This window comes from Candidatus Chlorohelix allophototropha (assembly GCF_030389965.1).
In the GTDB taxonomy this organism is placed as follows: domain Bacteria; phylum Chloroflexota; class Chloroflexia; order Chloroheliales; family Chloroheliaceae; genus Chlorohelix; species Chlorohelix allophototropha.
Map to the genome: position 1 here is coordinate 256,469 of NZ_CP128401.1, position 13,403 is coordinate 269,871.

Genomic DNA, 13,403 nt, shown 5'->3' on the forward strand with positions numbered 1-13,403 from the left:
AAACAAAAGGCTCACTAGATAAATAGAATAGTGCCGCCTTCGGATTCGTTTATAAAGCTGGCAACGCCGGTAACTTCACTAACCACTGGCTCCATGTCTTCCAACTTAATATCAAACAAGTCCATAGTCATCCCACAAGCCTTAATGGTAACATCTCCGATCTCCATAACTTCCTGAAGGGTCTGCATCCAGTTAGGTACTTTCTTAACCTGCATCATCTCCAGCGTTTGTTCGGTGTAATCTTCAAAATCCTTGCTAAATCTGATATTTTTCTGCCAGTCATCCTTGCGAAAACCCATCAAGCCCCAGAAAGTAAGAAAGATGAAGGTTTTCTTACCCATGGCAGCAGCGCCTGCGGCCAAGGTAACAGCACCCATAATCTTATCAACAGTGCCGGAAAAAAGGACGATTGAGAATTTGTCGGTGTCTTCACTCATATTGAATCTCCTTTGCTGATCACAAAAACAGCATGAAATAACTTGTTATATTCGTGTATTTATTGGTTAATCAATACAGTAATATTACCTTGGCGCTACTAAATTCATTTCTTCTCTTTCCGCCACCATTTCAAAATATTTTTCAGCATCAAGCGCCGCTTTGCAACCGCTTCCGGCAGCAGTAATTGCTTGGCGATAGCGATAGTCAAATACATCCCCTGCTACAAATACACCCGGTACGTTGGTTTCACTTTCATTGCGGGTTATTAGATAACCCTGTTCGTTCATTTCCAGCCAGCCCTTGAATATATCGGTATTGGGTTTGTGCCCGATAGCTACAAATAGACCTTGCAAATTTATATTCTTTGTCTGTCCGGTTTTGAGATTACGCAGAATCAGACCTTCGACCTTGCTTTCCCCCAACACTTCCTCTACCGCGCTATCAAAAAGCATTGATATTTTTGGATGGCTTAAAATACGATCCTGCATAATCTTGGAAGCGCGGAGTTTGTCCCGTCTATGAATCAGAGTGACTTTCGAGGCATATCTGGTCAGGAAAAGGGCTTCTTCTAAAGCGGTATCACCTCCGCCAATCACTGCTATCTCCTTGTCCTTAAAGAAGAAGCCATCACAGGTTGCGCAGCCTGAAACTCCACGCCCCATCAGCCGCTGTTCGCTAGGCAGGTTAAGCCACATTGCGTTGGCTCCAGTTGCCACAATTACCGCATTCGCTTCGAAGGTTTCATTATCAGTGAAAACCTTATGGAGAGTACCTGAGAAATCTACTCCAGTAGCGTCCACATCTACTATCCGTGTGCCGAAACGCTCGGCTTGCCGACGCATATTATCCATCAATTCTGGTCCCTCTATCCCTTTCGGGAAACCCGGGAAATTTTCAATTTCGCTGGTTATCATCAATTGACCACCCGGTTGGTATCCCGCAATAAGGGTAGTGTCAAAATCAGCACGACTGGTATAAATAGCGGCAGTTAGACCGGCCGGTCCACTTCCGATTATCACTACTTTTTTGTTCTTTTCATCCTTCATTTGTTGCAAAGACCTTTCTAATTAATGTGAAATCTTAATATAATCATTTTCAATAAATAGTTAAAATATGAATCGGCTTTGACTCATTCAGGTCAGGCTGCTAGCTGATGTATTACTCTGGAATATTAATTGATTAGTTGTTCTGATTGTAATATCTTAGCAACTAGGTTTTAAGAAACATTAAGACAAATATGAAGAAAGCTTAAAGGTTTGGATTGGAGACAGCATTTGTCCGTTACCTGCTTAGAAATAGACCTAGATACAGAAATGAATCGGCTTAATCGTGACAAAGTACAGTACTTCTCTTTTGCTAACTCAATCAGTCTGAACATTTATCTCTACCGAAAGGCAGCGGATAACAATCTTTAAACATTCCTTATATTTTCCACAAATACTCTTTATATTTTGCTGTTAAAATTCCAAGTAGTTGTGTTACCCTTTAGACCATCAAAAGAAAGAGTTACATTAAAAATATGTTATTAAAGAAGCTATTCGGCTTTGGTCCGCCTCCTTATACGGTGCTTGGTCCTCAAGAAGTTGCCGAAAAATTAAAAAGCGCCCGTCCTCTGATTGTGGATGTTCGGGAACAATATGAATATGCTCAGGGGCATATTAAAGGAAGCAAAAATATACCCTTGCGGCAGTTACCGGAGCGAATTACGCAGCTTGGCTCTCAAGATCAAGAAATAATTATGGTGTGTGCCAGCGGGAGCCGTAGTAGTTCTGCCGCGAACTATCTGGTGAAAGAGGGATACACCAATATTTGTAACCTTAACGGTGGAATGATGTCCTGGCAAAGAGCTGGGCTTCCTGTCAAACGCTAATAATTTTCCCTATATAAAAGGCTGCCTCATTGTTATGATAGTAGCCTTTTCCCTGCTTTGTCTTATTGCCGATAATTTCTACTTACTGCCAAACTTGACCAAAACTTGATATTTCTCCCATCTTGCCTTGATCTTTCTACCTCATACTGAATGTAGAAAACATTCCAACTCCTTATGATAAGGAAAGGCAAGCAGATTATGACTACCGCAAGTACAGGTACAGACAAAAAACATCCCTTCCCAATTCGCCGTAAACCCGAACTGGTAAAAGACACCAAGCGAATCCATCTTCTTCGGCGAGCATCGCAGGTGGGCTTCACCACATTAATCGCTTACCACGTAGTGGGCAATCTAATCAACAGCGATAACGGCGCTATCGCCAATCCAGAAGCTTATTGCCCCTTTGGGGGTCTCGAAACCGCCTACAATTTCATTTCTACTGGCGGCAAGTACGTAGCACACACCCACCTTTCCAACGTAGTGTTGCTAGTAGCAGTGTTAGGTCTGACATTAGTGTCAAAATCAGCTTTCTGCGGCTGGATTTGCCCGCTTGGTGCAATTCAGGATTGGTTGCACAATTTCCGCCGCCTCTTCTTCAAGAAAGACCTAAAGCTACCCTTCACTATGCCACGCTGGCTGGATAAAGCCCTTCACAGTGTCAAATACTTAGTGTTGGCTTGGTTGCTGTGGGAAACCGCTCAGGCTGGGTATATGGTGTTTCGCGATTATGATCCTTGGTCAGCCCTGTTAAACCTGGGTAAAGAAGCCGCGCTGGGTGGAACTATTATCTTATTCACCACTCTGGTGTTATCGCTGTTCGTAGAACGACCTTGGTGTACTTATGCCTGTCCACTTGGTGCAACGATTGGGCTGGTGGGAAAAGCTAGTTTGCTGAAAATCAGACGAGATGAAAGCACCTGCCTATCCGGCTGTACCATCTGCAACAATGCCTGCCCTTCCAAACTGGAAGTAAAGAAAATGAAGAGTATCAGCAGCAGTGAATGTGTGAACTGCATGAGTTGTGTGGCAGGTTGCCCGACCGGAGCGTTGGCAGTGCGTTTGCCGATGTTACCGACTTTCAAAAAAGAAGAAAATGAACCGGTAATGGCGGGAGAAGCCGCTAAGAAAGAACTGTAGAGGAGGTGAAATTATGGGAACGACTACAAAGCGGCGACTGGCACCGAAAGTAAACCATTACGTGTATGGGGTTATGGCAGTAGTTATCTTTATGGGAGTAATTCTAGGAGCCCAAGCGTTGGGCGTGTGGACTACCAGTGGCAAAGTGGATACCAGCGGTAAGGCAGTGGAGCTTACGGGCAAAGACCCGGCTGAGATAAAGGGCTGGATGTTACTGGGAGATATCGCAACGGCTTACAATGTACCGTTGGCAGACATAGTAGCGGCTTTCAAGCTACCGTCTGACACAACAGCTTCTACAGCAGTAAAAGACTTGGAAGGGAAGGGTGAGAACTTCTCAACTACCACCCTTAAAGTTTGGGTAGCCCAAAAGATAGGGGTAGCAGCCCCACCAACGGTTTCTACACCAAAAGCCGGAGGGGATAAGACCAAACCATAACAATCTGCTTGTTTTTCAAAGAGCGGTAGTGGGAGAGAAATACTCCCACTACCACTTTTTGTTGGTAAATATTCTTTAACCTTTCTTCATATTTGCCACAAAGATTCTTCACTTTTTCTTGTTAACATATTAATGTGACAGCCGGATGAGAAAATACCGACTTCAAAACCGCTATTAAAACTAGAATAATAAGGAAAAAGAAACTAAATGTTCAGTTATAAAGCCTTACCTTTTGAGGAAATAACCCCACAGCAAGCCGAGCAGCGGATGAAAAACAGCAAGTCACTGGTAATTGATGTGCGCGAACCGTATGAGTATGCTCAGGGGCATATTGAAGGCTCGAAATTATTATCACTAGGTAACTTGACGGCAAATATTCACGAACTTTGCTCAAAAGATCAGGAAATTATCTTGGTTTGCCGGAGCGGCAGTCGGAGCGGCTTTGCTGCCCAACAATTGAGCGCCATCGGTTATAAGAAAGTCTATAACTTGAGTGGGGGAATGCTATCGTGGATGAGGGCGGGGTTGCCAACTACTAGGTAACTAAGCATCTTCATAATTTATTAAAAACAGACTCTATATTCAAAAAGCAGAGGATAAACATGTATTTCAAACAATTCAAACTGGAGGGAATGGGCTGCGCCAGTTACTTGATCGGCTCCACCAAAAGTGGCGAAGCAGCAGTAATTGACCCTGCCTGGGAAATAGAGCAATATCTGGAAGAAGCGGCTGCCCAAAACCTCAAGATAACTCAAATATATGAGACACACCTGCACGCTGACCATGTTTCCGGCAATCGTCGTTTGGCGGCAATTACCGGGGCACGGATTTATCTCCACAAGATAGCCGACGCCGCTTTCCCATACGTGGCGGTAGAGGGCGGTACTGAGATAAAATTAGGAGAACTGAATCTCAAAGTGCTGCACACTCCTGGTCACACTTGGGAGTCGATTAACCTGCTTGTAGAGGACACCAGCACTCCAAACTTTCCTCCTCACTTGTTATCCGGCGATACCTTGTTTGTCGGGGATGTGGGTCGTCCAGATTTTGCCGGGCAGGAAGGTGCTGGTACTCTTTTTGACAGCATCCAGCGCGAGATTTTGCCCCTACCTGATAACACCGAAGTCTATCCGGCACATCTGGCAGGGTCGTTATGCGGAAGAAGCCTCAGTACCGCTACCGTCTCCAGTATCGGCTACGAGAAAAAGACCAACCCAGCGCTTCAAATTTTTGACCGCAATCGGTTTGTAGACTTTTTAACTGCGGATTTACCGCCTGCTCCACCCGATTTCAAACGCATTGTAGGGTTAAACCGGGCTGGTTCACCAGAGGTGCAAACGAGGCTAACTGAACTAAAGTGGGAAGAAGTTCAGGCTAAAATTCAGACGGGGGCAAAACTTCTAGATATTCGCGAACCGGAACAATACTGGAAAGAACATCTCCCCGGTTCACAAAGCGTACCGTTAGGACTCAGCCAGTTTGGGGCAACCGCTGCAATGTTTGTGTTGCCAGAAAACCCTATTATTATGGTTGCAGCAGACTTGGCGGCAATTCAAGCTGCACAAAATGGTTTGGGGGTAGTAGGGCGTTACAATGTAGCAGGCTATGTGCTATTTGATAAGGTAGCAGAACAGGCTCAAAGTGGGCTGCACAAGCGGTTGCTGGGTGAAGAACTGGCTTCAAAACTTACAGATGATACACCGATAATTCTGGATGTACGTGAACCGGGCGAGTTTGCGGTTGATGGGTTATTCGGTGCACTCAATATCCCACTGCGAAAGCTTCCGGTGCAATTATCCCAAATTGAGCAGACCCGTGATAAGTTGGTAGTGGTGCTCTGCGCTTCAGGATACCGTTCCAGCGTGGCTACCAGCTATCTGGAAAATCAAGGTTGGAAAATGGCACGCAATCTGAAGGGCGGGATGGATGCAATGAACGCCCTTAAAGTGAAGCAGCCTGTATAAAAAAGATGGTCACTATTGTTACACTCGCAATCGGGTTGATAACCGGCTTACTTTTAGGTTTGGTGGGTGGCGGCGGATCAATTCTGACCGTCCCCGCCTTAATTTATTTGTTGGGCATTGGAATTAGCCCGGCAACAACAATTTCGCTTTTTGTAGTGGGCACGAATGCGGTTTATGGGGCAGTCCGACAGCGAGGTTCCAATCTCAATGTGAGTTACGCCCTCGCACTGGCTTCGACCGGGTTGGCAGGTGCACAGATCGGAAACTGGTTGAACCGAACCCTTCCAGACCGACTGCTGATGGCGGGTTTCGCTCTATTGATGCTGCTGGTAGCAGGTCTCATGCTTCGTCCGCCTAAGTTGAGCAATCTGAGAAATGAACCCGCACCGCTTAAACTACTCTGGTTCAAGGTAGGACTCATAGGGTTGGGACTGGGCTTTTTGACTGGGCTATTCGGAGTCGGCGGCGGTTTCTTGATTGTGCCAAGTCTGGTTTTATTGTTAGGTTTTCCGATGAGGAGTGCGGCTGCTACCTCTCTTCTGGTAATAGCCCTTAATTCATTCTCGGCATTGGCGGGAAGGTGGCCGCTGGTAGGTTTTGACCCTGCGCTGGCTTTTACCCTACTAGCTGCTGGGCTGGTTGGTACTACCGTAGGAGCAAAGTTGGCTAAACTGATACCGGATAAAACCCTCCGCTTTATTTTTGCCTGGGTAGTAATTGCCATCGGGATTTATATCGCTATACGGACATTCTAGAAAAAGAGAGGGAGTTGCCCTCTCTTTTGTTTTATAAGGTTTTCCCCTGCCCTGCTTGCATAGTTGCAGATTAATTTATCTAAACCGGGGCGTTGGGTACTTTGCCATTTTTGTTAAGTTTGTAATATTTCTCCCAAGCTAGCTTAGACCAATGCGCCCATTTGCCAGTAGGCGCCATTGCCCGCTTTCTATCACGGTAGATAAAAGCCGCTTCCTTACCCAAATCCATCACGCACATAATGTTAAGATGCTCGCTGAAAGTTGCGGTTTGCTCTTTGCCTTCTTCCCGAAGCGCAATGTTTTTAGCGGTATTTCGAGCCATTGCTTCAGCCAAGTGACCCTGTTTAGCGCGCCACTCAGGTCCATCGAAAGCGGTGTTATCCCCGATGGCATAGCAATTTGAAGGCTTGTGCTGCGCTGTGCCGGGAAATTCAACTTGGCAAAAATCGTTAATTGGGATAAACCCAGCATCAGTACGAGGCAAATCGCCATTCGCGAGAACCGGATTACCTTGCATACCGGGAGTAAAAATGGTGAGGTCAGTCTCTAATTTGGTACCATCTTCAAATAATACTCCGTCTGTGCCAAATTCAGTTATTTTCTTACCCATAATCGGCTCAATTTGGCGTTCTACAAATAGGCTTTGTACCTTTTTAAGTCCAGGTTCGCCGAGGCGTTTACCTGCCTCTTCTGATGGGCTGAAAAATACCAACTTGAAATTCTGGCGAATACCTTTCTCTCTGAGGAAATGATCAAGGTTAAAAAGCACCTCGAAAACCGGACCACCTCTAACCGCAGTGGGGTCTTTGGGGTTGCCGGAAAAACCACAGGCGATGGTACCGCTGCCCTTCTCAACCAGTGCATTAAATCTGTCGCGGATTCTGACCGCTTCATCCCCACCGCCACAAATCGAGAGAGTGTTTTCAACCCCTTTTGGTTTCAACTTGGCGCCACCGATGGCAACCACTAAATAATCGTAGCTATGTTCTTTGCTGCTGGTAATAACCTTGTTTTCAGCCGTCAGTATGCGTTCAACCTTTTCTTGAATAAAATTGAACCCGCGTTTTGCTGCAATTTCCGCAATTGGCATCGAAACATCTTCTGGGGTGCGCTTACCAACCGGAATCCAAATCGAGAGTGGGTAGATAAAAAGGTCTTTCCGGTCAGAAATAAGATCTATCTGGTAATCGGTTTTCTTTTTGAATTCTTTTGCCAGAGAGATAGCGGCTTCAACCCCACCGATACCTCCTCCTAATACCAATATCTTTTTCAAAATAGGCTCCTATTATAGATTATGCCGATTTTTGTCGAAGTTCGGGACAGCCCCATAACCCCCGCGATAAGCGGCACAATAAATAGTCAAAAGTGTTACCGCTTAAATTCCCCACTCGGATAGTTTTTAATGCCAGTTCAATCAGTTCTGCTTTCTCCACACCGTAAATTCCAGCCAATTCATCATAGGCTTCCTTATCAGGGTAGCTATTATTCTCCGCCCATTGGCGGGCATAAAGAAGCGCTGGAATTTCCTCTGAAGGGCAATCCTCGATAGTTCCCTCTAAAAGTTCCGCTATTTCGGGATGGGTTAATCCGGCGACAAGGGAAACCTGCGAATGGTAGGCAGCACAATAGCGGCAACGGTTAACGGAGGTTACTACCAACATCAGGCGTTGCCGGAAAGCACCTGAGATAGTTTCGCCTTTTAGAGCGTGTCTCAGGTTTTTTCGATTCCTCAGTAAATAAGCCAGTTCAGCGCGGAACTGGCTCAAATTATCATATTTTCTCCGCCTGAATGGTTTGGTTGGCACAATTAATCCTATAAATATGCAGGCTTTTCCCAAGTTATTTGCTACTATACACCTAACAGACTGGAGAGCTTTGGTTTGTCAAAGCCGATAATATACTCGGATTCTCCGTTCTCAAACAGGATTTCAGTTACAGGAACTCCCATTTGACCGGTTTTGTTTACCATCGCCTTCGCTTCCTTCTGGTCATTGTCGACATACACTACCTGATGTTCAATCTTATGACCCTCTAGCCAGTTCTTTTCCATATTGCAATAGGGGCAAGACCTGGTGGAATAAAGCTTTACTCCGGTTGGTTTCAGGTCGCTTACTCCTGCCGCCTCGTGGATTAGTTCTCTGGTTTGGCTTTCCGCCTGTCCGGCAAGTTCGGCTATATCTTGGCTTTGGGAGAGAGCTTTGATAATAGTGGGCTGTCCGGTGCCGACTCGCACTTCCCCTTCTCTCTCGAAAATTGTGATAGCGCAGGGAAGGAAGCCCAACAGGTTATAATCCTCATTAATAACAGTGCTCAACCATTCGGGGCGGCAGATCAAAAGCATCTTGCCGCCCTGATCTGGTAGGTCAACTTCTCCTAGGATTTTCCAACCTTGTTCGCGGGCTTTCCGGTTCACGTTTTCAACAGTCTGATTTAGGGAGTAGTTGCTTTTTCTAAAATACGCGATATTCATATGCCGATCCTTTTTAAATAAATGGTTTTGAATTACACTAACTTCATAGACATTTTCTCAAAATATAACGCTGGATAATTTTTCAAAATAAAACACTGAAATACCAACCTCGTATATACATCCTAGCAGACAGATTTGAAGTAACCTTATTGGAAAGTTAAAGAAAGTTTGAAGCTTTGAAATGTGGTAGGTAAAAAAAGAACCTTGCTACGATAATGCAAATGTTCTCCCCCCTTGCGAACAGGGTAATTTCTGCTCAAATTGAACTCAATACCACCTATAGTAATTTGCCTAAAATTTGTCAGAGGTGTTCTCTTGACCATATTCAGTATTTGGAATATAATTAGACTATGAGTGAATATAATCACAAAGAAATAGCGCAACTGTTCAAAATCCTCTCAAACCCCGGCAGAGTGGCAATTCTTGAGGCTTTAAGGGATGACGAACATTGCGTCTGCCATATTGAGAATAGACTTAAATATCGGCAAGCATACATCTCCCAACAACTAATCTTGTTAAGAGAAGCGGGTCTAGTAGAAGACCGTCGGGACGGTTGGAACATTTATTACCGGGTTACTAGCTCAGAGGTTTTCGGGCTTATCGATACCGCCCGTACCGCGCTTAAACTACCCACAGATTTCAAGCGGAAAGTAACAGCATCCGATAATTGTCCTTGCCCAAAGTGCAATCAGTTGTTAACTAATGTCAGTGGATAGTTTTTGCCAAAGGATATTCTAAATTCAGAATGTGATACAGGAGGAAATAATGCTTAATGTAAAAGTGCTTGGCTCTGGGTGTGCCAATTGTAAGAAACTTGAGGGATTGGTTCGGAAAGTGGTGGACGAGCAGGGCTTGGTAGCCGAGGTTGAAAAGGTAACCGATTATGCCGAGATTATGAAGTGGAATGTTATGTCCACGCCCGGTCTGGTGGTTAACGATAAGGTGGTTTCCACCGGGCGCATCCCCAAAGAGAGCGAAGTAAAAGCTTGGCTTAACTCATGATTTAGTAGGGGCGATTTTGTCGCCTCTCTTTTGGGTAAATAACATTCGCTTTTTTGAATATATTAAGGAGTAGCTATGTCCGTTCCTACAATTTCTACCAAACGCGCCGGATTACATCCCATCCTGATTCTGGGACTAGCTGCTATGGTTTGGTTAGTCGCTTACAATATTATTGAACCACTGGCGAATTGGATTGCCTATAACCTGCTTGGGCTGGAGCATGGCTCGCATCTGGGAGAAGCACTTGCCTTCTTTCTGTATGATGTGCCAAAAATCATCCTGCTTTTAGGAGGGATGATATTCGTGATTACCATAATTCGTTCCTTTTTCAGTCCAGAACAAACCCGCGCTTTTCTGGGTGGGAAGCGCGAAGGGATCGGTAATGTACTGGCAGCCTCTCTCGGAGTGGTAACCCCTTTTTGCTCTTGCTCAGCCGTACCGCTTTTTATCGGGTTTGTAGAAGCGGGCATTCCACTGGGTGTCACCTTTTCCTTCCTTATAGCGGCTCCACTAGTAAATGAGGTAGCGTTAGTGATGCTTTTTGGTCTTTTCGGTTGGCAGGTAGCCCTTTTATATATGGGTTCGGGGTTGGTAATCGCGGTACTTGCCGGGATTATTATCGGGCGGCTAAAGCTTGAGCGTTACGTGGAGGATTTTGTTTGGCAGGTCAAAATGGGCAAAGCCGCTTTGGATCTAACCAAACCAGCTTTACCGCAGCGGTTGTCGATCGGTTGGCAATCCACGAAAGAGATTGTAGGCAAGGTCTGGCTATATGTGATAATTGGGATTGCGGTGGGAGCGGCGATACACGGCTACGTGCCGGAAAGTGCCTTAGCGGATATTATGGGCAAAGACGCTTGGTGGTCTGTACCAGCAGCAGTAGGATTGGGAGTGCCACTCTATTCGAATGCAGCAGGAGTAATGCCGGTAGTGAGTACCCTTATTGAAAAAGGGGCGGCAATGGGAACAGCGCTGGCATTTATGATGGCAGTGGTGGGACTGAGTCTGCCGGAAATGATTATTCTCCGGCGAGTGTTAAAGCCACAGCTTATCGGGGTTTTTGTTCTGGTGCTGGCATTGGCAATTACGCTGACCGGCTATTTGTTCAACCTAGTGCTTTAGGGTTTGCCAAAACTAATGCACCTTATGAAATTATTTCATATGGATTTCACATAAATTGTATAGTATGAATAATTGTCTAAAAGGACTTTGTCGTATGGATAAATAGGAAATGAATATAAAAATCCTTGTTGCGGATGATGACCCGGTTTTTAGAGAGCTTGTATGCGATATTGTAAGAAAACAGGGCTACAATCCGATTGAGGCGTGTGATGGACAACAAGCCCTTGACCTTTATTTTAGCTCTAACGATTTCGACCTCTTATTATTAGACGTAATGATGCCCCAGTATAATGGTTGGGAGGTACTCAGGGAAATAAGAGAACATTCGGATGTTCCGATTATTATGCTGACAGCACTAGGCGATGAGGTGCATGAAGTGCAAGGGCTTAGAAAAGGAGCGGACGACTATATTTCCAAGCCCTTTAGTTATGAAGTTTTTGTCGCTAGGCTTAATACCCTTTTAAGAAAGATAAAAAAAGAAAGATTTGCCGAGATAACTGTGGGAGAATTAAAAATTAATCAGGCTGCCCAAAAAGTAACGGTAGGTGATTTGGAAATTGATTTACACCGCAAAGAATATAACCTTCTGTTATATCTCCTGAAAAACAGAAATCGGGTACTATCCAGAGAACAGATTTTAACTAGTATATGGGGTTATGATTTTGAGGGTGATGCTAGGACTATTGATACACACGTAAAAACACTTCGCGCCAAGCTTTCTAATTGTGGCGAATATATTAAAACCGTTCGGGGTAGTGGGTATATGTTTGACGTGAATGAGCCATGAGAACAATTCGCGCAAAGTTGGCTTTAATATTCGCCCTATTCATGTTTTTTTTGATTGTCTGCGGAATACTTTTAAATGCATTGTTTTTAGAGCCATATTACATTTTCAAAAACAAGGATATTTTCATCTCTACAGATGCGGAAATCAGCAAGGAATATATAAGTAATAAACGAAATGTACCTAACTTAATAAGCTTGATTGATCGGGTGGAGAGCATAAGCTGCACCATTACCGATAAAGACTTGAATGCTCTATATAATTCTTTCCCCCCCAATCCTGACACCAATGATACCCGCTTACCAAATGAGATTGAACAACTTATCCTCAATAACCAAAAACAGTTGTCAGAAAATTATATCTATACAGTGGTTGAAAGACCCAATGATCAAGCCCCCAAATTAGTTTTTGTTTCACGAATGGCTGGTGGAGAACTTATTATTCTTAGAAAACCGATGAAGGGTATCGGTGAAAGTGTAGCGATTGCGAACCAGTTTTATTTTATTTCGGGGTTTATCTCCTTAATTTTAGGCGGGGTGTTTATATTTATTTTTTCAAAGAAAATCACCAGACCTATTATAGAAATGAGCAATGTGGCAGTAAGCATCTCAAATCTTGACTTTAGTAAACGGGTTCTCAGCGATTCGCAGGATGAGATTGGGAATTTGGGAAGAAGTATCAACAATATTTCTGAAAAATTAAGCGCCAGCATGGATAGCCTTAAACTGGATGTTGAGCGCAAAAAACAGCTTGTCAGGAATATATCACATGAACTAAAAACACCGATCGGTGTAATTAAAGGCTATGCGGAAGGGCTAAAATTCGGTGTGGCTGAAGATAAGGAAAAGACTGATAGATATTGCACAGTTATTGCAGCAGAATGCAATCGTATGGATAACATGGTAAGAGAACTTCTAAATCTTTCGTTACTAGAATCCGGAATGTTCCAGATACACCTTTCCCGATTTGATGCAGCAGAATTGATCGAAAAGGTATTAGAAAGATTTGAACCTACATTTCTTGAAAAAAATATAACTCTCGATTTGAATATCCCAAAGAATTTAATAGTAGCTGCCGATTATGAATTACTTGAAAGAGCTATAAATAATTATATTACAAACGCTATAAATCATTTAGAAGGGATGAGACTCATCAAAGTAACGGCGGAAAAGAAAGAAAGTGGAATAAGAATAGCTGTATATAATACCGGCAAGCCTATACCAAAAGACGACTTGCCCCATATCTGGGACGTTTTTTACAAAGTGGATAAAGCTCGGTCACGGCAGTATGGCGGGCATGGGCTGGGTCTTTCGATAGTGCAAATGATAGCGGAGCTTCATGGCGGTATTACAGGAGTAGAGAATGTAAGTGAGGGTGTGTTGTTCTTTATCGAGATACCTTAGACTTCACCGGGATTTCACA

Annotated in this window: 16 protein-coding genes; 11 read left to right on the forward strand and 5 right to left on the reverse strand. The window is 44.2% G+C overall.

The features are described from left to right. Nucleotides 1-14: 14 nt before the first annotated feature. Both OZ401_RS24205 and trxB read right to left on the reverse strand, forming a co-directional pair. On the reverse strand, nt 15-437 hold the full coding sequence (locus tag OZ401_RS24205; RefSeq protein ID WP_341471908.1) for a DsrE/DsrF/DrsH-like family protein: 423 nt from the start codon (nt 435-437) through the stop codon (nt 15-17). Nucleotides 438-521: 84 nt separating this feature from the next. Next, a complete protein-coding gene (gene trxB / locus OZ401_RS24210; RefSeq protein ID WP_341471909.1) occupies nt 522-1,484 on the reverse strand; it encodes a thioredoxin-disulfide reductase in 963 nt (320 codons plus the stop codon). Nucleotides 1,485-1,957: 473 nt separating this feature from the next. On the opposite strand from trxB, the gene OZ401_RS24215 reads away from it, so the two are divergent. The 6 genes from OZ401_RS24215 (at nt 1,958) to OZ401_RS24240 (ending at nt 6,603) form a co-directional block, all read left to right on the forward strand. Beyond that, on the forward strand, nt 1,958-2,308 hold the full coding sequence (locus tag OZ401_RS24215) for a rhodanese-like domain-containing protein (protein ID WP_341471910.1): 351 nt from the start codon (nt 1,958-1,960) through the stop codon (nt 2,306-2,308). A 198-nt stretch (nt 2,309-2,506) separates the two neighbouring features. Beyond that, complete coding sequence (locus tag OZ401_RS24220) at nt 2,507-3,445, forward strand: 4Fe-4S binding protein (protein ID WP_341471911.1); 939 nt, start codon at nt 2,507-2,509, stop codon at nt 3,443-3,445. Between the two features lie 13 nt (nt 3,446-3,458). After that, nucleotides 3,459-3,884, forward strand: coding sequence for a hypothetical protein (locus OZ401_RS24225; RefSeq protein WP_341471912.1), 426 nt, complete (start codon nt 3,459-3,461; stop codon nt 3,882-3,884). Nucleotides 3,885-4,091: 207 nt separating this feature from the next. Beyond that, a complete protein-coding gene (locus tag OZ401_RS24230; RefSeq protein ID WP_341471913.1) occupies nt 4,092-4,427 on the forward strand; it encodes a rhodanese-like domain-containing protein in 336 nt (111 codons plus the stop codon). A gap of 59 nt (nt 4,428-4,486) precedes the next feature. Next, complete coding sequence (locus OZ401_RS24235) at nt 4,487-5,848, forward strand: MBL fold metallo-hydrolase (RefSeq protein WP_341471914.1); 1,362 nt, start codon at nt 4,487-4,489, stop codon at nt 5,846-5,848. Between the two features lie 5 nt (nt 5,849-5,853). Continuing rightward, the gene (locus tag OZ401_RS24240) at nt 5,854-6,603 is read left to right on the forward strand and encodes a sulfite exporter TauE/SafE family protein (RefSeq protein ID WP_341471915.1); all 750 of its coding nucleotides are present in this window, start codon (nt 5,854-5,856) and stop codon (nt 6,601-6,603) included. A 79-nt stretch (nt 6,604-6,682) separates the two neighbouring features. Here the strand turns inward: OZ401_RS24240 and OZ401_RS24245 are convergent, their stop codons facing one another. The 3 genes from OZ401_RS24245 to OZ401_RS24255 are packed head-to-tail and all read right to left on the reverse strand — an operon-like array spanning nt 6,683 to nt 9,073. Next, nucleotides 6,683-7,876, reverse strand: coding sequence for an NAD(P)/FAD-dependent oxidoreductase (locus OZ401_RS24245; protein WP_341471916.1), 1,194 nt, complete (start codon nt 7,874-7,876; stop codon nt 6,683-6,685). 19 nt (nt 7,877-7,895) lie between these two features. Beyond that, on the reverse strand, nt 7,896-8,408 hold the full coding sequence (locus OZ401_RS24250) for a carboxymuconolactone decarboxylase family protein (RefSeq protein ID WP_341471917.1): 513 nt from the start codon (nt 8,406-8,408) through the stop codon (nt 7,896-7,898). 44 nt (nt 8,409-8,452) lie between these two features. After that, complete coding sequence (locus tag OZ401_RS24255) at nt 8,453-9,073, reverse strand: glutaredoxin domain-containing protein (protein ID WP_341471918.1); 621 nt, start codon at nt 9,071-9,073, stop codon at nt 8,453-8,455. 350 nt (nt 9,074-9,423) lie between these two features. Between OZ401_RS24255 and OZ401_RS24260 the strand changes: the two genes are divergently transcribed. The 5 genes from OZ401_RS24260 to OZ401_RS24280 all read left to right on the forward strand — a co-directional run bounded on the left by OZ401_RS24260 (nt 9,424) and on the right by OZ401_RS24280 (nt 13,384). Next, on the forward strand, nt 9,424-9,789 hold the full coding sequence (locus OZ401_RS24260) for an ArsR/SmtB family transcription factor (RefSeq protein WP_341471919.1): 366 nt from the start codon (nt 9,424-9,426) through the stop codon (nt 9,787-9,789). A gap of 49 nt (nt 9,790-9,838) precedes the next feature. Continuing rightward, the gene (locus OZ401_RS24265) at nt 9,839-10,075 is read left to right on the forward strand and encodes a thioredoxin family protein (RefSeq protein ID WP_341471920.1); all 237 of its coding nucleotides are present in this window, start codon (nt 9,839-9,841) and stop codon (nt 10,073-10,075) included. A gap of 75 nt (nt 10,076-10,150) precedes the next feature. Next, nucleotides 10,151-11,197, forward strand: a complete 1,047-nt coding sequence (locus OZ401_RS24270) for a permease (RefSeq protein WP_341471921.1) — start codon at nt 10,151-10,153, stop codon at nt 11,195-11,197. Between the two features lie 109 nt (nt 11,198-11,306). Then, nucleotides 11,307-11,984 (forward strand): response regulator transcription factor, encoded by a 678-nt coding sequence (locus OZ401_RS24275; RefSeq protein ID WP_341471922.1) that lies wholly within the window; start codon nt 11,307-11,309, stop codon nt 11,982-11,984. Further along, a complete protein-coding gene (locus OZ401_RS24280; RefSeq protein ID WP_341471923.1) occupies nt 11,981-13,384 on the forward strand; it encodes a sensor histidine kinase in 1,404 nt (467 codons plus the stop codon). The genes OZ401_RS24275 and OZ401_RS24280 overlap by 4 nt, the downstream gene beginning before the upstream one ends. Nucleotides 13,385-13,403: the final 19 nt, after the last annotated feature.

Coding starts and splice junctions, on each gene's coding strand:
- OZ401_RS24205 (WP_341471908.1), bottom strand. CDS start 437: ATGAGTGAAGACACCGACAAATTCTCAATCGTCCTTTTTTCCGGCACT.
- trxB (WP_341471909.1), bottom strand. CDS start 1,484: ATGAAGGATGAAAAGAACAAAAAAGTAGTGATAATCGGAAGTGGACCG.
- OZ401_RS24215 (WP_341471910.1), top strand. CDS start 1,958: ATGTTATTAAAGAAGCTATTCGGCTTTGGTCCGCCTCCTTATACGGTG.
- OZ401_RS24220 (WP_341471911.1), top strand. CDS start 2,507: ATGACTACCGCAAGTACAGGTACAGACAAAAAACATCCCTTCCCAATT.
- OZ401_RS24225 (WP_341471912.1), top strand. CDS start 3,459: ATGGGAACGACTACAAAGCGGCGACTGGCACCGAAAGTAAACCATTAC.
- OZ401_RS24230 (WP_341471913.1), top strand. CDS start 4,092: ATGTTCAGTTATAAAGCCTTACCTTTTGAGGAAATAACCCCACAGCAA.
- OZ401_RS24235 (WP_341471914.1), top strand. CDS start 4,487: ATGTATTTCAAACAATTCAAACTGGAGGGAATGGGCTGCGCCAGTTAC.
- OZ401_RS24240 (WP_341471915.1), top strand. CDS start 5,854: ATGGTCACTATTGTTACACTCGCAATCGGGTTGATAACCGGCTTACTT.
- OZ401_RS24255 (WP_341471918.1), bottom strand. CDS start 9,073: ATGAATATCGCGTATTTTAGAAAAAGCAACTACTCCCTAAATCAGACT.
- OZ401_RS24260 (WP_341471919.1), top strand. CDS start 9,424: ATGAGTGAATATAATCACAAAGAAATAGCGCAACTGTTCAAAATCCTC.
- OZ401_RS24265 (WP_341471920.1), top strand. CDS start 9,839: ATGCTTAATGTAAAAGTGCTTGGCTCTGGGTGTGCCAATTGTAAGAAA.
- OZ401_RS24270 (WP_341471921.1), top strand. CDS start 10,151: ATGTCCGTTCCTACAATTTCTACCAAACGCGCCGGATTACATCCCATC.
- OZ401_RS24275 (WP_341471922.1), top strand. CDS start 11,307: ATGAATATAAAAATCCTTGTTGCGGATGATGACCCGGTTTTTAGAGAG.
- OZ401_RS24280 (WP_341471923.1), top strand. CDS start 11,981: ATGAGAACAATTCGCGCAAAGTTGGCTTTAATATTCGCCCTATTCATG.